The organism is Mumia sp. Pv4-285, from assembly GCF_041320275.1.
Taxonomy (GTDB): domain Bacteria; phylum Actinomycetota; class Actinomycetes; order Propionibacteriales; family Nocardioidaceae; genus Mumia; species Mumia qirimensis.
The window spans coordinates 2,229,851-2,244,815 of sequence record NZ_CP162023.1 but is presented as its reverse complement, the minus strand read 5'-3'; the positions used below and the strand labels follow the sequence as shown (position 1 = coordinate 2,244,815).

Sequence of the window (14,965 nt, the reverse complement as noted above, 5' to 3'; positions counted from 1 at the left end):
ATGGTCTCGTGGGCGACGGACAGCGCGGAGAAGACGTGCCACGGCCCTGTGGACGTCGCCTGGAACCACAGTCTGTGGACGAACTCCGTCAGGAGTCGGCGCCGACCGCCATCCGCTCGACGATCTCCGACAGGATCGCCCTCGACGTCGCCACCGTGAGCCGCACGTGACCCGCTCCCCCGGCGCCGAACGGAAGCCCCGAACCGACGGCCACCCTGCCGCGCTCCAGGAACGGCCGCGCCGGATCGTCACCGAGATCCAGCCCCCGACAGTCGAGCCACGCGAGATAGGTCGCCTCGGGGCGCTGCAGGCGTACGGCCGGGAGGCGGCGATCGAGCTCCGCCGCGAGGTGGTCGCGGTTCGCAGCAAGCCCTGCAAGGACGGCGTCGAGCCACTCGTCGCCCTCCCGCAGGGCAGCGCTGTGGCCGACGACGCCGAGCTGGCTCACGCCGTGGAGCACGGTCTGCGGCATCCGAGCCAGGTCCTTCGCCGCGTCCCGGCCCGCGAGCACCACGGCGGCCTTCATGCCGGCAAGGTTCCACGCCTTCGAGGCCGACATCACCGCGAACGCGTCTGCGCTCCCGCTCACGGACAGGTACGGGGTGAACGTCGCCCCGTCGAGCACGACGGGCGCGTGGATCTCGTCGACGACCACTCGGACACCGTGCTCGGTCGCCAGGCGTGCGACCGACGCGAGCTCGTCCGCCGTGTGGGCGACTCCCGTGGGGTTCTGCGGGTTGCAGAGCAGGAGAGCCACCGGCTTGCCCGTCGCAGCCGCGCGCTCGAACGCCGCGCCGAGCTGCTCCGTGTCGAGCCGCCCGTCGTCCCCCAGCGGTGCCTCGACGACCTGCCTGCCGGTCTTGCGGACGAACGCGTAGAACGGCGGGTAGACGGGAGGGTTCACGACGACCACCGAACCCGGCTCGGTCACCAGCGTGATCACCTCGGACAGGCCGGTCATCACGTCGGCAGCCATCGTCGACCGGCCGACGTCGACACCGTCCCAGCCCCACCTCCGAGAGGCGAAGCCGGCCAGCGCCTCGGCGTACGCCGTGCCGCTCGGATAGCCGGTGTCTCCGCGCCGGACCGCGTCGGTGAGCGCGCGGACGACCGGTTCCGCGAGCGCGACGTCCATCTCGGCGACGAAGGTGGGGAGGACGTCGGGCGGGTACGCGCGCCACTTCTCGCTGCTGCGGGTGCGCAGCTCGTCGAGGGTCAGCTGCTCGAGGGGATTCTTGATGCTCATCGCCGACCATCTTCGTACGGACGCCCGACGACGCGCTCGACGACCAGCCGCGGCGTCGGCGGCACTGCCCCGTCCTGCTCCGCCGGGCTCGCCCGGCCCGGGAAGTCGAAGACGCCCAGGATCAGCTGCATCGGGTAGTCAGGCGCCTGCGACACCTGCCGGACCACCGCCCCGTCCAGGAGGAAGTCGACCGCTCCGGGCCGCCAGTCGACCCCGTACGTGTGGTCCACCGTGACGTCGAGCGTCACCGGATCCGTCCCGAACTCCTCCACCAGACCGGGATCCCGGAACGCGTGGATCCCTGACCCGTACGCGACCACCGGACGCCCGTCCGCAGCCTCGGTCACCACGTCGCCGAAGACCTCGACGAGGCAGATCTCGCCGCAGCGCTCGGGCTCGTGCTCGATCCCCACCAGCCACGCCGAGAACATCGACCGGGTGCCGATCTCTGCCCGGCAGGTGACCTCGGCGCGGCCGTACGTCGGAGTGAACCCCGCGAGCACCGGCTGCTCCTCCCGCACGACGAGCCCCTCTCGGAACGGCTGCTGTCCCCGCGTGCTCCCGACCGGTCCCGACCAGCTGCCCGACTGCACCGCCGACACGCGGAGCGGCTCGTCGTGCAGGTCAGGGCACCACAGCGGATGCTGCGGCGGGATCTCGAGCGTCAGGGCGCCGTCGGCCACCTCGTACGTCGCCGCCGACGCCGCCCGCGAGCTCCACGCCGGCAGGTAGCTGGCGACCCAGACCGCCGGGTCGAGGTCGGTCCCACCGAAGTCCTCGAGGAAGTCGCGTCGATGCCCGCGTCCTGCGTCGTGCCCCATGGCGTTCAGCATCGACCGATTCCGCACACGGCGCAGAGCACGTGAGGGTGAGCGCCTCCCCTCTGCCACCGCGCGCGCTCGCCATCGGCGCGCGCGGTGCTGCTCTGAGAAGGTCGGAAAATGTCGTCCCCTGACCTCACTTCGACCGAGACCCGACTCGATCGCCGGATCACCGGACCCCTTCTCTTCGCCTTCATCCTCGGTGACGTCCTCGGCGCCGGGATCTACGCGCTGATCGGCGAGCTCGCCGCCGACGTCGGCGGCGTCGTGTGGCTGCCCCTGCTCGTCGCGCTCCTGCTCGCGCTGCTGACGGCCGGTTCGTACGCCGAGCTCGTCACCAAGTACCCCCGCGCCGGCGGTGCCGCGATCTACGCGGAGCGCGCGTTCGGGTCGCCGCTGCTCGCCTTCCTCGTCGGATTCTGCATGCTGGCCGCGGGCGTGACGAGCGCAGCCGGGCTCGCGCTCGCGTTCTCCGGCGACTACCTCGGGACCTTCGTCGACGTCCCGACCACCGTCGCCGCCATCGTCTTCCTCGCCGCGGTGGGCGCCCTGAACGCGCGCGGGATCCGCGAGTCCATGGGCACCAACCTCGTGATGACCGTGATCGAGGTGAGCGGCCTCGTGCTGGTGGTGGTCGCCGTCGCGATCATGGTCGGCGACGGACGCGGTGACGTCGGGCGGGTGACCGAGTTCCCGGACGGCGCGACCCCGGCAACGGCAACCCTGAGTGCCGCGATTATCGCCTACTACTCGTTCGTCGGGTTCGAGACCTCGGCGAACATCGCCGAGGAGATCCGTGACCCGTCACGGGTCTATCCCCGCGCGCTCTTCGGTGCCCTGGTGGTGGCGGGCCTCGTCTACGTCGCCGTCGGGCTGGCGAGCGCGATCGCCCTCCCGCCTTCGGAGCTGGTGGCGTCGACCGGGCCCTTGACCGCTGTCGTCGACGCGACCGACCTCGGCATCCCCGACGAGCTCTTCAGCGCGATCGCGCTGGTGGCCGTCGCCAACGGGGCGCTGCTGACGATGATCATGGCCAGCCGTCTGACGTACGGCATGGCGGAGCGCGGCCTGCTGCCGTCGCCGCTCGGGGCGGTCCTCCCGAACCGACGCACCCCGTGGGCGGCGATCCTGGCCACCACGCTCGTCGCGATGGCGCTCACCCTGGTCGGCGACCTCGGCACGCTCGCCGAGACCGTCGTCCTGCTCCTCCTGCTCGTCTTCATCAGCACCAACGTCGCCGTGCTCGTCCTGCGTCGCGACGCCGTGGAGCACGACCACTTCCGGGTGTGGACGTTCGTCCCGGTCCTGGGTGTCCTGTCCTGCGTCCTCCTGCTCTCGCAGCAGTCGTGGCAGGTGTGGTTGTACGGCGCTGGACTGCTCATCGTCGGCGTCGGCCTGCACCTGGTGGCGCGGTCGACGGGCGCGTCGCCCTCGGAGGACGACCGCTGACGGGCCTACCGCGCGACGGACAACCTCAGGATGCGACGGGGGTTGAACGCCGACCGGTACGACCCGCGTGCGGGCCGAACCTCGACGTGCAGGTGCGGCCCGTCCGGTGCTCCGCGCGCGCCGCTGCGTCCGACCAGGTCGCCCCTGCGGACCCGCTGGCCGTGCTTGACCGCTCGTGAACGCAGGTGTCCGAGCAGGATGTCGCGGCCACGCGAACGGATGATCACCGCACGGCTGCCGTAGGCCGTCCCGATCCTGCGCGTCACGATGCGGCCGGCCACACCGGCGTACACGGGTGTCCCCTTCGCCATGTCGAGGTCGAGGCCGTGGTGGAACCCCCGCCCCCCGGTGCAGCGGGACGACGGCGCGTACCAAGGCGCGCGGGTACAGCCGTACGGGATCATCCGCCGGTGCGCGCCCGCGAACCACCGCGACGTGTAGCAGCGCTTGTCCTTCGTCCAGAAGCGCTTGACGCCGGACGCGGTCCGACGCGGCCCCACCTCGCAGGCCGGCGCGGCACGCCCTGCTCGGCCCGCCTGCCACGGGCCGACGCGGACCGTCGTCCCGTTGCCGATGTCGAGCGACTCGGCCGTGCGGACCACCACCGGCCGCTGGCCGCGTGCCAGCTGGAGCGCGAGCGCGGTGATGCGCTCGGTCTCCGCCCCGGCCAGCTGACCGGCCCACTCCACGTTCGCGTACGCCTCCGCCGCGGGCCGCAGGGTGACGACGGCGGCTGCGGCGTCCTCCCCCGTCCGCTGACGTTGCTCGGCCGCGAGGTCGAGCGGGTCGCCGCTCTGACCCTGGCCGCCGAAGCCGGGGTATCCGTCGAGGGTGCAGGCGGCCTGAGACACGTTGCGCACCGATGCGCGCGAGTAGCGGTGACCGAGGGCAGGCTCGATCGGGGTGAGCGCGACCGTGACGTCCTGCGGACCGCACGAACGGTCGGTCGCGCGCTCGGTCGCCCGGAGAGCGAGCACGCCGGCGCCGACCGCGGTCGGCGCGGCCTCGACAGTCGGCGTCGCGCTGGTCCGAGCGGGCACCGGAGGCGATGGGGACCCGCTCGTGGGCCGCGAGTCCGAGGGCGGCGCGCCGTCGTCCTGCGCGGGAGCCGCGCAGGCTGAGAGCACCAGGATCGCGCTCGCGAGGAGCGGCACGGACGCACGTCGCATCCCAGCAACCTACGCCACGGCGGCGTCACGGCCACCGGACGACCGGCCACCCGCAGACGGACCGCCTCAGACCCGCGGCGTCCCGACGTGCACGACCTTCGTGGTCGTCATCTCGTCGAGGAGCTCGGGCCCGTACCCGAAGCCCGACCCGCTCGCGCCCCTCGGCTGTGCAGCCCCGCCCGGCGCGCCCCCGAAGGCGGCGTTGATCTTCACCGTCCCCACCGGGAGCTCGCGCCAGGCGCGCTGGGCGTGTGCCATGTCGGCGGTGAGCACGACCGCGGCCAGCCCGTACGGACCCGCCGCCGCGGCCGTCAGAGCCGTGGCGAAGTCCGGGACGACGCGTACCGGCGCCACCGGCCCGAAGGTCTCCTCACGCATCACGGTCATCGCATCCGTGCAGTCGGTCAGCACGGTCGCCGGGTAGAACGTCCCCGGGCCCTCGGGCACCGCACCGCCGGCGAGCAGGCGTGCCCCGTCGGCCACGGCGCCCTCGACCTGCTCGTGCACGGTCCGCCGCATGCGCTCGTCCACCAGCGGCCCGAGGTCGGTGCTCGGCTCCGTCCCTGGACCGACGGTGAGCCCCTCGGCCCGCTCGACGAGCGCGTCGAGGAAAGCGTCGGCGACCGCCTCGACCACGTACACCCGCTCGACCGACGTGCAGATCTGCCCAGCGTTCGCGAACGCACCGAGGGCCGCCTGCTCCGCGGCCCACACCGGATCGACTCCGGCGTCGACGATCAGGGGGTCGTTGCCGCCGTTCTCGAGGATCACCTTCGCCCCGGTCCGTGCTGCCGCCTCCGCGATCGCCCGACCGGTCGCGGTCGACCCGACGTGCGCGACGAGGTCCACCTGCGGAGACGCGGCGAGCGCGGCCCCGGTACGACCGTCGCCGACGAGCACCTGCAGCACGCCCGCGGGCAGGACCTCCGCCATCAGCCTCGCCAGCTCGACCCCGGTGTGCGGCGTCCGCTCGGACGGCTTGAAGACCACGGTGCTGCCCGTGACGAGCGCTGCTCCGAGCAGCCCGCACGGCACGGCCACCGGATCGTTCCACGGCGTGATCGCCGCGACGACGCCGCGGGGCTGCGGAACCATCAGGTCGGTCGCGTCCCACCCGCCCTGCAGGGACCTGCCACGGTGCAGCGGCCCGAGCTCGGCGTACTGGCGCAGGGTCCCGACGCCCGCGTCGACCCCGCCGCGGGCGTCGTCCAGCGGCTTGCCCATCTCCCGCGTCGTGAGAAGGGCCAGGTCCGCTGCGGCGACCTCGATCCGGGCCGCCGCGTCGGCGACGCGCGCGGCACGCTCGCCCGGCGCCGTACGCGCCCAGTCGACGGCGGCCTTCGCGGCCGTCTCCACGGCCGTCTCGACCTCCGCGGTGGAAGCGCAGTCAAGCCGCCCCACGACCGACCCGTCAGCCGGGTCGAGGACGGTCAGGACGTCGGGGTCGTACGCGTCGGGCTCGGGCACAGCGGCCTCCGGCGGTCGAGGACAGGTCGTGAGACCCGTACCCGGTCCGACGGCTCGGCAATCGTCAGGCCGGGGTCTGGGCGACCCTCACCACGACCTTGCCGCGAGTGTGCCCGGTCTCGACCGCACGGTGGGCGTCCGCGGCGTGCTCGAGGTCGAACACCTCGGCGACCTCCACCGAGATCACACCCTGGTCGATCAGCCGCGCGAGCTCTGCGAGGTCGTCGGAGTCCGGACGTACCCAGACGTACTGGCCACCGAGCTCGTCACGGGCGCGCGCGTCGGTGATCGACGCGACGCTCCCTCCGTCCTTCAGGAGCGCGGGTGCGGTGTCCAGCGCCTCGCCCCCGACGTAGTCGAGGATCACGTCGAATCCGTCCGGCGCCAGCCCGCGCGCACGGTCGACAAGTCCGTCGCCGTACGCCACGGGCTCGGCGCCGAGCGAGCGCACGTAGTCGTGGTTGCGCTCCGACGCGGTGCCGATGACGCGGGCGCCGGCATGCACGGCGAGCTGCACGGCGAAGGAGCCGACACCACCGGCTGCGGCGTGCACCAGGACCGTCTGTCCTGCCGAGACACCGGCGCGGCGCACGGTCTGGAGTGCGGTCAGACCCGCCAGCGGGACACCGGCAGCCGCCTCGAACCCGAGCGACGCCGGCTTCTTCGCGAGGGTCCGGACGGGCACCGCGACGTACTCGGCGAGCGTGCCGCCGGACACGACGTCCTTGCGGGCGTACGCGTACACCTCGTCGCCGACCTCCACCTCCGGCGTGTCGAGCCCGACCTTCTCGACGATGCCGGCGACGTCCCAGCCCGGCACCGCGGGGAGGTCGACGTCGATCAGGCCCTGGAGGTATCCCTCGCGGATCTTGAAGTCGACCGGGTTCACGCCTGCGGCGACCACCTTCACGAGGACGGTGTCGGGCCCGATGTGGGGGTCCGGTAGCTCGCGGAGGGACAGGACGTCGGCACTTCCGAACTCTTCGTACGCAATGGCTCTCATACCCGGACGAACCGGTCGGTTCCCTGGGTCATTCCTTGGTGTGGGCGGCGCCACTCCCCGCGTACGCCCTGGGTCAGCGATCCCTGCCGGCCGGGCGCTCGCCGTACGTCGCCGCCAGCTCCGCACCGATACGTGCGAGCTCGGCACGCACCGCATCGCCCTCGACCACCTTCAGCCGCGCACCCCACCCCGCGAGCTGCTCGGCGACCGAGACCGCCGTGTGCGCCGCCACCCGCACCCGGACCCGGCCGTCGGCGTCGGGCGGCTCGGGCGTGCAGTGCCTCCCGAAGTGGTTGCGCAGGACGGGGACGTCGCGCTCGGCGGCGACGACGACCGCTGAGACGAGTGAGCGTCGGTGCTCCATCGTGGTGACGACCTCGGCCCACGCCTCCTCGAGGGCGAGGTCATCGGGGCGTTCGGCCGGGTCCTCGGTGACCTCGGCCGTACGGATGCGGTCGACGCGGAAGGTCCGTCGTCCGTGGTCCGTGCCAGCGATCAGGTACCAGCGGTCGTCCTTGTCGACGAGCCCCCACGGGTCGACGAGGCGCTCGGACACGCCGCCCCTCCCCTCGTACGCGAGTCGGACCCGCCGCCGGCGCACGACGGCCTCCTGCAGCTGGTCGACGAGTGGTGGCCGAGTTCGATCGGCGCCGCCCCACGGCGTCGCGTCGACGAGGACGGCCTCGGCCGCGGCCTCGGCGTCGGCGCGGAAGGTCTGAGGCAGCGCTCGCACCAGCTTGCGGAGCGCCGACCGCACCTCGGGCGTGCCTGAGGCGGCAGGCCCTGCCATCAGGAACAGCGCCCGGGCCTCCGACGACGTCAACCCGGTCAGGTCGGTCCTGGAGCCGCCGACGAGCGACCAGCCGCCGTTGCGCCCGGGCTGCGGGTAGACCGGGACGCCCGCGGACGAGAGCGCCTCGAGGTCACGGCGCGCCGTCGCGACAGAGACCTCGAGCTCCTCGGCCAGCTGTGCCGCGGTCACGCGACCCCGTGACTGCAGGAGCAGGAGGGTGGCGACGAGGCGGTCTGCACGCATGGGTCGATCCTCGCAGGAAACGTGCTCAGAAGGTGATCACTTTAGGTGGCAGGATCGTACTCACACCACGAGAGAGGACCACCCCATGCTTCGCGGAATCGCCACCATCTCCTTCTACGCCGACGACCTTCTCGCCGCGCGCGACTGGTATGCCGAGGTCCTCGGCATCGACGCCTACTACGCCTACCCCGCCGAGGGCACCCCCGGCTACGTCGAGTTCCGCATCGGCGACTACGAGCACGAGCTCGGCATCATCGACGCCCGGTACGCCCCGGCCGACCGTCCCACGGAGCCGTCCGGCGCCGTCGTGTACTGGCACGTCGACGACCTCCAGGGCTCCCTCGACCGCCTTCTCGCCCTCGGCGCCACGCCGCACCTCCCCATCACCGAGCAGGGAGACGGCAGCGGCTTCATCACCGCGTCGGTCGTCGACCCGTTCGGCAACGTCCTCGGCATCATGACCAACCCTCACTACCTCACGATGCTCGAGGCAACGCCGAAGGCGACGGCCGCCGACCCGGCCTAGATTGCGAGGCATGTCCTTCGACGTCGCCTCCGCCTCGTACCAGCGCTTCATGGGTCGGTTCTCTGAGCCGCTCGCCGACGCGTTCGCCCGGCTCGCCGATCTCGAGCGGGGACGACGGGCCCTCGACGTCGGGTGCGGGCCGGGGGCGCTCACGGCGCGACTCGCGACGATCGTCGGGGAGGACGCGGTCGCCGCCGTCGACCCGTCGGAGTCGTTCGTCCGCGCTCTGCGCGCACGGCTCCCCCGGGTCGACGTGCAGCGGGCCGCGGCGGAGGACCTGCCGTTCACCGACGACTCCTTCGACGCGGTGCTCGCCCAGCTCGTCGTCCACTTCATGGCCGACCCGGTCGCCGGGCTGCGCGAGATGCGGCGCGTCGCTGCCCCGGGCGGCCTGGTGGCCGCGTGCGTCTGGGACCACGAAGGCGGCACCGGTCCGCTCGAGGCCTTCTGGCGCGCCGTCCACGACGTCGACCCGCGCGCACCGGACGAGTCCGGGCTCGCAGGAACGCGCGAGGGCCACCTGGCGGAGCTCTTCGTGCAGGCCGGACTTCCCGCGGTCGAGTCCTCCGCACTGACCGTCACGGTGGCGTTCGCGACCTTCGACGACTGGTGGGAGCCGTTCACGCTCGGCGTGGGACCCGCAGGATCGTACGTCGCAGGCCTTGGGTCCGGCGCGGTCGCCGCGGTCCGCGAGTCGTGCCGCACGCGGCTCCCTGCCGCGCCGTTCTCCCTCGACGCGACCGCATGGTGCGCCGTCGCCCGGGCGTGATCGCGCCGCGACCGAGCGCGGGATTCGCCAGCGGTCCCCCGGGTACCTCCCACCTATGACGAACTCATCGAACGAACCCTCCGACCGCGGCGACGACCAGGGTGCGAAGGACCGGAACGCCGACGACGCGGCCCCCGAGGTCGACCAAGCGCGGTCCTCGGCCCAGCAGGACCTGCGCGGCACCGGTGACACCTCGGACCGCGGCGCGGTCGTGGACCACGAGGACCAGGACTCCGAGCCGTCCGGCAACGCGCCCGCGGGCCAGGCCCCGAACGATCCATCGGGATCGTGACCGCCGACGCCGCTCAGCGCAACGGCCGGTAGAACTCCCGCACGTCCTGCACCAGCAGGTCCGGCACCTCCATCGCGGGGAAGTGCCCACCACGGTCGAACGTGGACCAGTGCCCGATCTGCCCCTGCGGATCGGCGATCGAGCGGATCGTCGTGTCGGCCGCGAACACCGCGTACCCGGTCGGCGGACCGGCGGGCGCCTCGTCGTCACTGTCGCCCCAGGAGTGGTCGCCCGAGTCCTGCGCGGCGAGCATCTGCTTCCACGCCTGCATCCCCTCGTACGTCGCGTGCGCCGACGACGACCCCGCCTGCCTGAACCACGCGAGGCTCACGTTCGTCAGGAGCTGGTCGCGGTCGACGGCGTCCTCGGGGAGCTCGGCGCTCGGGTCGGTCCACTCCTTGAACTTCTCGACGATCCACGCGAGCTGCGCCACCGGTGAGTCGGTCAGCGCGTAGGACAGTGTCTGCGGCCGCGTCGCCTGCAGGTGGAGGTAGCCGATGCCCTCCTGCTGGTACGCGTTGTAGCGCTCCGCGCGTTCGCGGTCGTCACCCTCGAGCGAGTCCACGTCCACCGGCGGGCCGAACGGCATCCCCGCCGTGGTCCCTGTGAGGTGGACGCCGACGACCCGCGTCGGGTCGATCATCGCCAGCATCCCTGCGACACCCGCGCCGGCGTCCGTCGCCTGCACGGCGTACCGCTCGTAGCCGAGCCGCGTCACGAGCTCCGACCAGGCCTGCGCAACCCGGAACAGGTTGCCCCAGCCCGGCTCGCCCACCGGCGCCGAGAGACCGTACCCCGGCAGCGACGGAAGGACGAGCTCGAACGCGTCGGCGGGGTCGCCGCCGTGCGCCGACGGGTCGGTCAGCGGCCCGATCACCTCGAGGAACTCCAGCGAGGAGCTCGGCCACCCGTGCGTCATCACCAGCGGCATCGCACCAGGCTCGGGCGAGCGTACGTGAAAGAAGTGGACGTCCTGCCCGTCGATCGTCGTGGTGAACTGCGGGATCTCGTTCAGCCGCGCCTCCTGCGCACGCCAGTCGAAGCCGTTCGCCCAGTAGTCCGCGAGGCCGCGGAGGTAGCCGGCAGGGACTCCCCGGCTCCAGTCGGAGCCTGCCGGGTAGTCGGGCCACCGCGTACGGCCGAGCCGCTCGTGGAGGTCGTCGATGTCGCTCTGTGGGATGTCGATCCGGTACGACCGGAGTGCTGCGTTCTCGTTCATCCCCTCACGCTACGAACGCTTGCGGAAGACTCTCTTCCGCGATCGGAGGCACGATGGGAGCGTGATCTCGACGTCGGCCCGACTTCTGCGGCTGCTCTCGATGCTCCAGTCGCAGCGCGACTGGAGCGGTGCGCACCTCGCCGAACGGCTCGGGGTGAGCACGCGCACGGTCCGCACCGACATCGAGCGCCTGCGCGGCCTCGGCTATCCCGTCGAGGCGACGTCCGGCGTCGGCGGAGGCTACCGGCTCGGCTCCGCGGCGGACGTCCCGCCGCTGCTGCTCGACGACGAGGAGGCCCTCGCGGTCGCGATCGGCCTGCGGACCGCCGCGGGTGGTGTCACCGGCTTCGAGGAGACGGCCCTGCGCGCGCTCGCCAAGCTGGAGCAGACGCTGCCTCGCCGACTCCAGCACCGCCTCGACGACCTCCTCGACGTCACTGTGACGGTGCCCGGACCCACGACCACCGTTCCGGTCGACGTCCTCACCACCATCGCCGACGCCGTACGCCGGCGCGAGGGCCTGCGGTTCGACTACACGGGCTCGGACGGGGCAGAGGGACGCCGGACCGCCGAGCCGTACCGCCTGGTCCACGCCCGCGAACGCTGGTACCTCGCGGCGTGGGACGTCGACCGGCGGGACTGGCGGACGTTCCGCGTCGATCGGATGCGGCTGCGGGTGCCGAACGCGCGCCGCTTCCAGCCCCGCGAGGAGCCCGACGGCGACCTGGTCGGGTTCGTCGAACGCTCGATCGGGTCGGCGACCTGGCGCGTCCGTGCACGCGCACACGTCAAGGCGCCCGCGGCAGCGATCATCGCGCGCGTCCCGCCGGCGGTCATCGTCGAGGAGGTCGACGCCGAGACGTGCATCGCGCACGTCGGGTCGGACTCGTCGGCCCAGCTCGCTCTGTGGCTCGGGCTCCTGGACGCCGACTTCACCGTCGACGGTCCGGACGACCTCGCACCGGCGCTTCAGCGCGTCAGCGACCGGTACGCCCGTGCGGCCGGGGCTGCTGGCACGCTGGAGACATGAGGGACGACAGCTGGTTCGAGTGGCGCGGGCGTCAGATCGCGTGGAGCAGGCGCGGGTCGGGCCCCGCGGTGGTCCTGTGCCACGGGACCCCATGGTCGTCGGCGCTCTGGCGGCCGTACGCCGAGGCCCTCGCGGACGACTTCACCGTCTACCTGTGGGACATGCCGGGATACGGCAGGTCCTCCCAGGACCCGGGCCACGACGTCGACCTGGGCGTCCAGAGCGAGGCATTCGTCGCGCTCCTGGAGCACTGGGGTGAGGAGCGGCCGCACGTGGTCGCGCACGACTACGGCGGCGCGGTCTCGCTGCGGGCGCACCTCCTGCACCACGTCCCGTACGCCTCGCTCTGCCTCGTCGACGTCGTCGCCCTGCGCCCGTGGGGGTCGCCGTTCTTCCGGCTCGTGAAGGAGAACGCCGACGTCTTCGCCCAGCTGCCCCCGGAGATCCATCGGGGCCTGGTCGAGGCGTACGTCGGGACGGCGAGCCATCGAGGGTTGTCCGCGACGGACCTCGCGATGCTCGTCGACCCCTGGCTCGGGGTCGACGGACAGGCGGCGTTCTACCGTCAGATCGCGCAGGCCGACGAGCGGTTCACCGCCGAGATCGAGGACCTGCTCGGCTCCGTCGACACGCCCACGCACGTCGTGTGGGGTGCTGACGACACCTGGATCCCGGTCGACCGCGCGGCGCGGATCCACGCCGCCGTCCCGGGGAGCACGCTCACCCTCGTCCCTCGCGCCGGGCACCTCGTCCCGCTCGACGCCCCCGTCGCCCTGGCCGCCGAGCTTCGTCGTTGGCTCGGCGTCGTGGCGTCGTGAAACCGGCGACGGGCTCCGACATACTCCGGGGATGAACGAGAGCGATTCCTCGCGCCAAGGCACCGACTGGCGCGAGCTGGTCACCGTCATCCTGCTCTCCGTGACGGCCATCCTGACGGCGTGGACCGGCTTCCAGGCGAGCAAGTGGAGCGGTGCGATGTCGATCTCCTTCAGCCAGGCGTCGACCGCCCGGATCGAGGGCGCTCGCCTGGATGCGGACGCCAACCGACGTCTGACCGTGCAGGTCGGGCTCTTCAGCCAGTGGCTCGCCGCCTACCAGGACGACGACACGCAGCTCGCCGCCTTCCTCGAGGACCGCTTCCCCGAGCCGCTCGCGACGGCCTTCCCCGTCTGGATCGCCAGCCGCCCTCTGCAGAATCCGGCCGCGGCCGACTCGCCCTTCGACCTTCCCGAGTACGTCGTGCCCGAGCTCGTCGAGGCCGAGGCAGCAGATGCCCGCGCCGATGCGAAGTTCGCGGAGGCCCTGCGCAACAACCAGCGCAGCGACAACTACACCGTCCTGACGATCGCGTTCGCGGCCGTCCTCTTCTTCGGCGCCCTCGCCGGGCGCATGAGCGACCGCCGCAGCCAGTGGGCGCTGCTGGCGCTCGGCATCGGCGGGTGCATCGTGCTCGCGGGCATCCTGCTGGCGTTCCCGAAGCTGGTCTGACCGCGGGCTTTCCGCAGCGGCCGATCGTATATTCTCGCGTGCATGGGACGCACGCTGAGCGAGAAGCTCTGGGACGAGCACGTCGTACGCCGGGCCGACGGCGAGCCCGACCTCCTCTACGTCGACCTCCACCTCCTGCACGAGGTCACGAGCCCGCAGGCGTTCGACGGCCTCCGGATCACCGGCCGTCCAGTACGCCGGCCGGACCTCACGCTCGCCACGGAGGACCACAACGTTCCGACCACCGACCTGGACAAGCCCATCGCCGACCTGCTGTCGAGGACGCAGGTGGACGCGCTCCGCCGCAACTGCGCGGAGTTCGGTGTGCGCCTGCACTCGCTCGGCGACGTCGAGCAGGGCATCGTGCACGTCGTCGGACCGCAGCTCGGGCTCACCCAGCCCGGGATGACCGTGGTCTGCGGCGACTCCCACACCTCCACGCACGGAGCGTTCGGGGCGCTCGCCTTCGGCATCGGGTCGAGCGAGGTCGAGCACGTGCTCGCGACGCAGACGGTCTGGCAGGCGCGGCCTCGCACGATGGCCGTGACCGTGAACGGATCGTTCCCCGACGGCGTCACTGCAAAGGACCTGGCGCTCTCGCTCATCGCCCGGACCGGCACCGGCGGCGGTCAGGGCTACGTCGTCGAGTACCGCGGCGAGGCCGTCCGTGCGCTCTCGATGGAAGCACGCATGACGTTGTGCAACATGACGATCGAGTGGGGCGCGAAGGCCGGGATGGTCGCGCCCGACGACACGACGTTCGACTACCTCCGTGGACGCCCTGAGGCGCCGACGGGGTCGGACTGGGACGCGGCCGTCGCGCACTGGGGCACCCTCGTCACCGACGAGGACGCCACGTTCGACGAGGAGATCGTTGTCGACGCCGCAGGTCTCTCACCCTTCGTCACCTGGGGCACCAACCCGGCGCACGGCGTGCCCCTCGACGCCGTCGTCCCCTCCCCCGACGACTTCGGCGACGACCGCGAGCGTACGGCGGCCGCGCGGGCGCTCGACTACATGGCGCTGGAGCCCGGCACCCCCATGCGGGACATCGCGATCGACACCGTCTTCCTCGGTTCCTGCACCAACGGTCGCATCGAGGACCTGCGCGCAGCGGCCGCCGTCCTCGAGGGCCGCACGGTCGCGGCGAGCACACGGCTCCTGGTCGTCCCGGGGTCGGTCCGCGTACGCCTCCAGGCGGAGGCAGAAGGCCTCGACGCGGTCTTCACGAAGGCCGGCGCAGAGTGGCGCGGCGCCGGCTGCTCGATGTGCCAGGGGATGAACGCCGACCGTCTCAGTCCCGGCGAACGCAGCGCGTCGACGTCGAACCGCAACTTCGAGGGCCGTCAGGGAGTCGGGGGCCGCACACACCTCGTGTCACCGATCGTGGCGGCAGCCACCGCCGTCACCGGTCGTCTCAGCTCCCCGGCGGACCTGCCCGCGGACTGAC

Annotated in this window: 15 protein-coding genes; 8 read left to right on the top strand and 7 right to left on the bottom strand. The window is 72.4% G+C overall.

Translation table 11 applies throughout. The annotated features are described in order from the left end of the window. Nucleotides 1-88 precede the first annotated feature (88 nt). Both AB3M34_RS10800 and AB3M34_RS10795 read right to left on the bottom strand, forming a co-directional pair. Nucleotides 89-1,246, bottom strand: coding sequence for a MalY/PatB family protein (locus AB3M34_RS10800; RefSeq protein ID WP_370619767.1), 1,158 nt, complete (start codon nucleotides 1,244-1,246; stop codon nucleotides 89-91). Continuing rightward, entirely contained in the window at nucleotides 1,243-2,067 is an 825-nt protein-coding gene (locus tag AB3M34_RS10795) for a glycoside hydrolase family 16 protein (RefSeq protein ID WP_370619765.1), read from the bottom strand. The genes AB3M34_RS10800 and AB3M34_RS10795 overlap by 4 nt, the downstream gene beginning before the upstream one ends. Before the next feature lie 120 nt (nucleotides 2,068-2,187). On the opposite strand from AB3M34_RS10795, the gene AB3M34_RS10790 reads away from it, so the two are divergent. Beyond that, complete coding sequence (locus AB3M34_RS10790) at nucleotides 2,188-3,516, top strand: APC family permease (protein WP_370619764.1); 1,329 nt, start codon at nucleotides 2,188-2,190, stop codon at nucleotides 3,514-3,516. Nucleotides 3,517-3,521: 5 nt separating this feature from the next. Here the strand turns inward: AB3M34_RS10790 and AB3M34_RS10785 are convergent, their stop codons facing one another. From AB3M34_RS10785 to AB3M34_RS10770, 4 genes are all read right to left on the bottom strand, one after another. After that, nucleotides 3,522-4,685, bottom strand: a complete 1,164-nt coding sequence (locus tag AB3M34_RS10785; RefSeq protein WP_370619762.1) for a peptidoglycan DD-metalloendopeptidase family protein — start codon at nucleotides 4,683-4,685, stop codon at nucleotides 3,522-3,524. Nucleotides 4,686-4,751: 66 nt separating this feature from the next. Beyond that, a complete protein-coding gene (locus tag AB3M34_RS10780) occupies nucleotides 4,752-6,152 on the bottom strand; it encodes an aldehyde dehydrogenase family protein (RefSeq protein WP_370619760.1) in 1,401 nt (466 codons plus the stop codon). Between the two features lie 64 nt (nucleotides 6,153-6,216). Further along, nucleotides 6,217-7,155 carry an NADP-dependent oxidoreductase gene (locus AB3M34_RS10775; protein ID WP_370619759.1) on the bottom strand — a complete coding sequence of 313 codons (939 nt, stop codon included), beginning with the start codon at nucleotides 7,153-7,155 and terminating at the stop codon, nucleotides 6,217-6,219. Between the two features lie 73 nt (nucleotides 7,156-7,228). Further along, entirely contained in the window at nucleotides 7,229-8,191 is a 963-nt protein-coding gene (locus AB3M34_RS10770; RefSeq protein ID WP_370619757.1) for a helix-turn-helix transcriptional regulator, read from the bottom strand. Between the two features lie 85 nt (nucleotides 8,192-8,276). Between AB3M34_RS10770 and AB3M34_RS10765 the strand changes: the two genes are divergently transcribed. The 3 genes from AB3M34_RS10765 to AB3M34_RS10755 are packed head-to-tail and all read left to right on the top strand — an operon-like array spanning nucleotide 8,277 to nucleotide 9,778. Continuing rightward, on the top strand, nucleotides 8,277-8,717 hold the full coding sequence (locus AB3M34_RS10765; protein WP_370619755.1) for a VOC family protein: 441 nt from the start codon (nucleotides 8,277-8,279) through the stop codon (nucleotides 8,715-8,717). A gap of 10 nt (nucleotides 8,718-8,727) precedes the next feature. Further along, nucleotides 8,728-9,486: a class I SAM-dependent methyltransferase gene (locus tag AB3M34_RS10760; RefSeq protein ID WP_370619753.1), complete on the top strand. Its 759-nt coding sequence runs from the start codon at nucleotides 8,728-8,730 to the stop codon at nucleotides 9,484-9,486. A gap of 55 nt (nucleotides 9,487-9,541) precedes the next feature. Next, entirely contained in the window at nucleotides 9,542-9,778 is a 237-nt protein-coding gene (locus AB3M34_RS10755; protein WP_370619752.1) for a hypothetical protein, read from the top strand. A 13-nt stretch (nucleotides 9,779-9,791) separates the two neighbouring features. On the opposite strand, the gene AB3M34_RS10750 is transcribed toward AB3M34_RS10755, so the two are convergent. Next, nucleotides 9,792-10,997, bottom strand: coding sequence for an epoxide hydrolase family protein (locus tag AB3M34_RS10750; RefSeq protein ID WP_370619750.1), 1,206 nt, complete (start codon nucleotides 10,995-10,997; stop codon nucleotides 9,792-9,794). A 61-nt stretch (nucleotides 10,998-11,058) separates the two neighbouring features. Here AB3M34_RS10750 and AB3M34_RS10745 point away from each other — a divergent pair, with 61 nt between their 5' ends. The 4 genes from AB3M34_RS10745 to leuC are packed head-to-tail and all read left to right on the top strand — an operon-like array spanning nucleotide 11,059 to nucleotide 14,964. After that, nucleotides 11,059-12,027 (top strand): helix-turn-helix transcriptional regulator, encoded by a 969-nt coding sequence (locus AB3M34_RS10745; protein ID WP_370619748.1) that lies wholly within the window; start codon nucleotides 11,059-11,061, stop codon nucleotides 12,025-12,027. Continuing rightward, nucleotides 12,024-12,845, top strand: coding sequence for an alpha/beta fold hydrolase (locus AB3M34_RS10740; protein ID WP_370619746.1), 822 nt, complete (start codon nucleotides 12,024-12,026; stop codon nucleotides 12,843-12,845). Before AB3M34_RS10745 ends, AB3M34_RS10740 begins: the two co-directional genes overlap by 4 nt. 31 nt (nucleotides 12,846-12,876) lie before the next feature. Further along, nucleotides 12,877-13,515, top strand: a complete 639-nt coding sequence (locus tag AB3M34_RS10735; protein ID WP_370619745.1) for a hypothetical protein — start codon at nucleotides 12,877-12,879, stop codon at nucleotides 13,513-13,515. A 42-nt stretch (nucleotides 13,516-13,557) separates the two neighbouring features. Then, on the top strand, nucleotides 13,558-14,964 hold the full coding sequence (leuC, locus tag AB3M34_RS10730; RefSeq protein ID WP_370619744.1) for a 3-isopropylmalate dehydratase large subunit: 1,407 nt from the start codon (nucleotides 13,558-13,560) through the stop codon (nucleotides 14,962-14,964). Nucleotide 14,965 lies beyond the last annotated feature (1 nt).

Coding starts and splice junctions, on each gene's coding strand:
- AB3M34_RS10795 (WP_370619765.1), bottom strand. CDS start 2,067: ATGGGGCACGACGCAGGACGCGGGCATCGACGCGACTTCCTCGAGGAC.
- AB3M34_RS10760 (WP_370619753.1), top strand. CDS start 8,728: ATGTCCTTCGACGTCGCCTCCGCCTCGTACCAGCGCTTCATGGGTCGG.
- AB3M34_RS10740 (WP_370619746.1), top strand. CDS start 12,024: ATGAGGGACGACAGCTGGTTCGAGTGGCGCGGGCGTCAGATCGCGTGG.
- AB3M34_RS10790 (WP_370619764.1), top strand. CDS start 2,188: ATGTCGTCCCCTGACCTCACTTCGACCGAGACCCGACTCGATCGCCGG.
- leuC (WP_370619744.1), top strand. CDS start 13,558: ATGGGACGCACGCTGAGCGAGAAGCTCTGGGACGAGCACGTCGTACGC.
- AB3M34_RS10775 (WP_370619759.1), bottom strand. CDS start 7,155: ATGAGAGCCATTGCGTACGAAGAGTTCGGAAGTGCCGACGTCCTGTCC.
- AB3M34_RS10785 (WP_370619762.1), bottom strand. CDS start 4,685: ATGCGACGTGCGTCCGTGCCGCTCCTCGCGAGCGCGATCCTGGTGCTC.
- AB3M34_RS10755 (WP_370619752.1), top strand. CDS start 9,542: ATGACGAACTCATCGAACGAACCCTCCGACCGCGGCGACGACCAGGGT.
- AB3M34_RS10770 (WP_370619757.1), bottom strand. CDS start 8,191: ATGCGTGCAGACCGCCTCGTCGCCACCCTCCTGCTCCTGCAGTCACGG.
- AB3M34_RS10735 (WP_370619745.1), top strand. CDS start 12,877: ATGAACGAGAGCGATTCCTCGCGCCAAGGCACCGACTGGCGCGAGCTG.
- AB3M34_RS10800 (WP_370619767.1), bottom strand. CDS start 1,246: ATGAGCATCAAGAATCCCCTCGAGCAGCTGACCCTCGACGAGCTGCGC.
- AB3M34_RS10765 (WP_370619755.1), top strand. CDS start 8,277: ATGCTTCGCGGAATCGCCACCATCTCCTTCTACGCCGACGACCTTCTC.
- AB3M34_RS10750 (WP_370619750.1), bottom strand. CDS start 10,997: ATGAACGAGAACGCAGCACTCCGGTCGTACCGGATCGACATCCCACAG.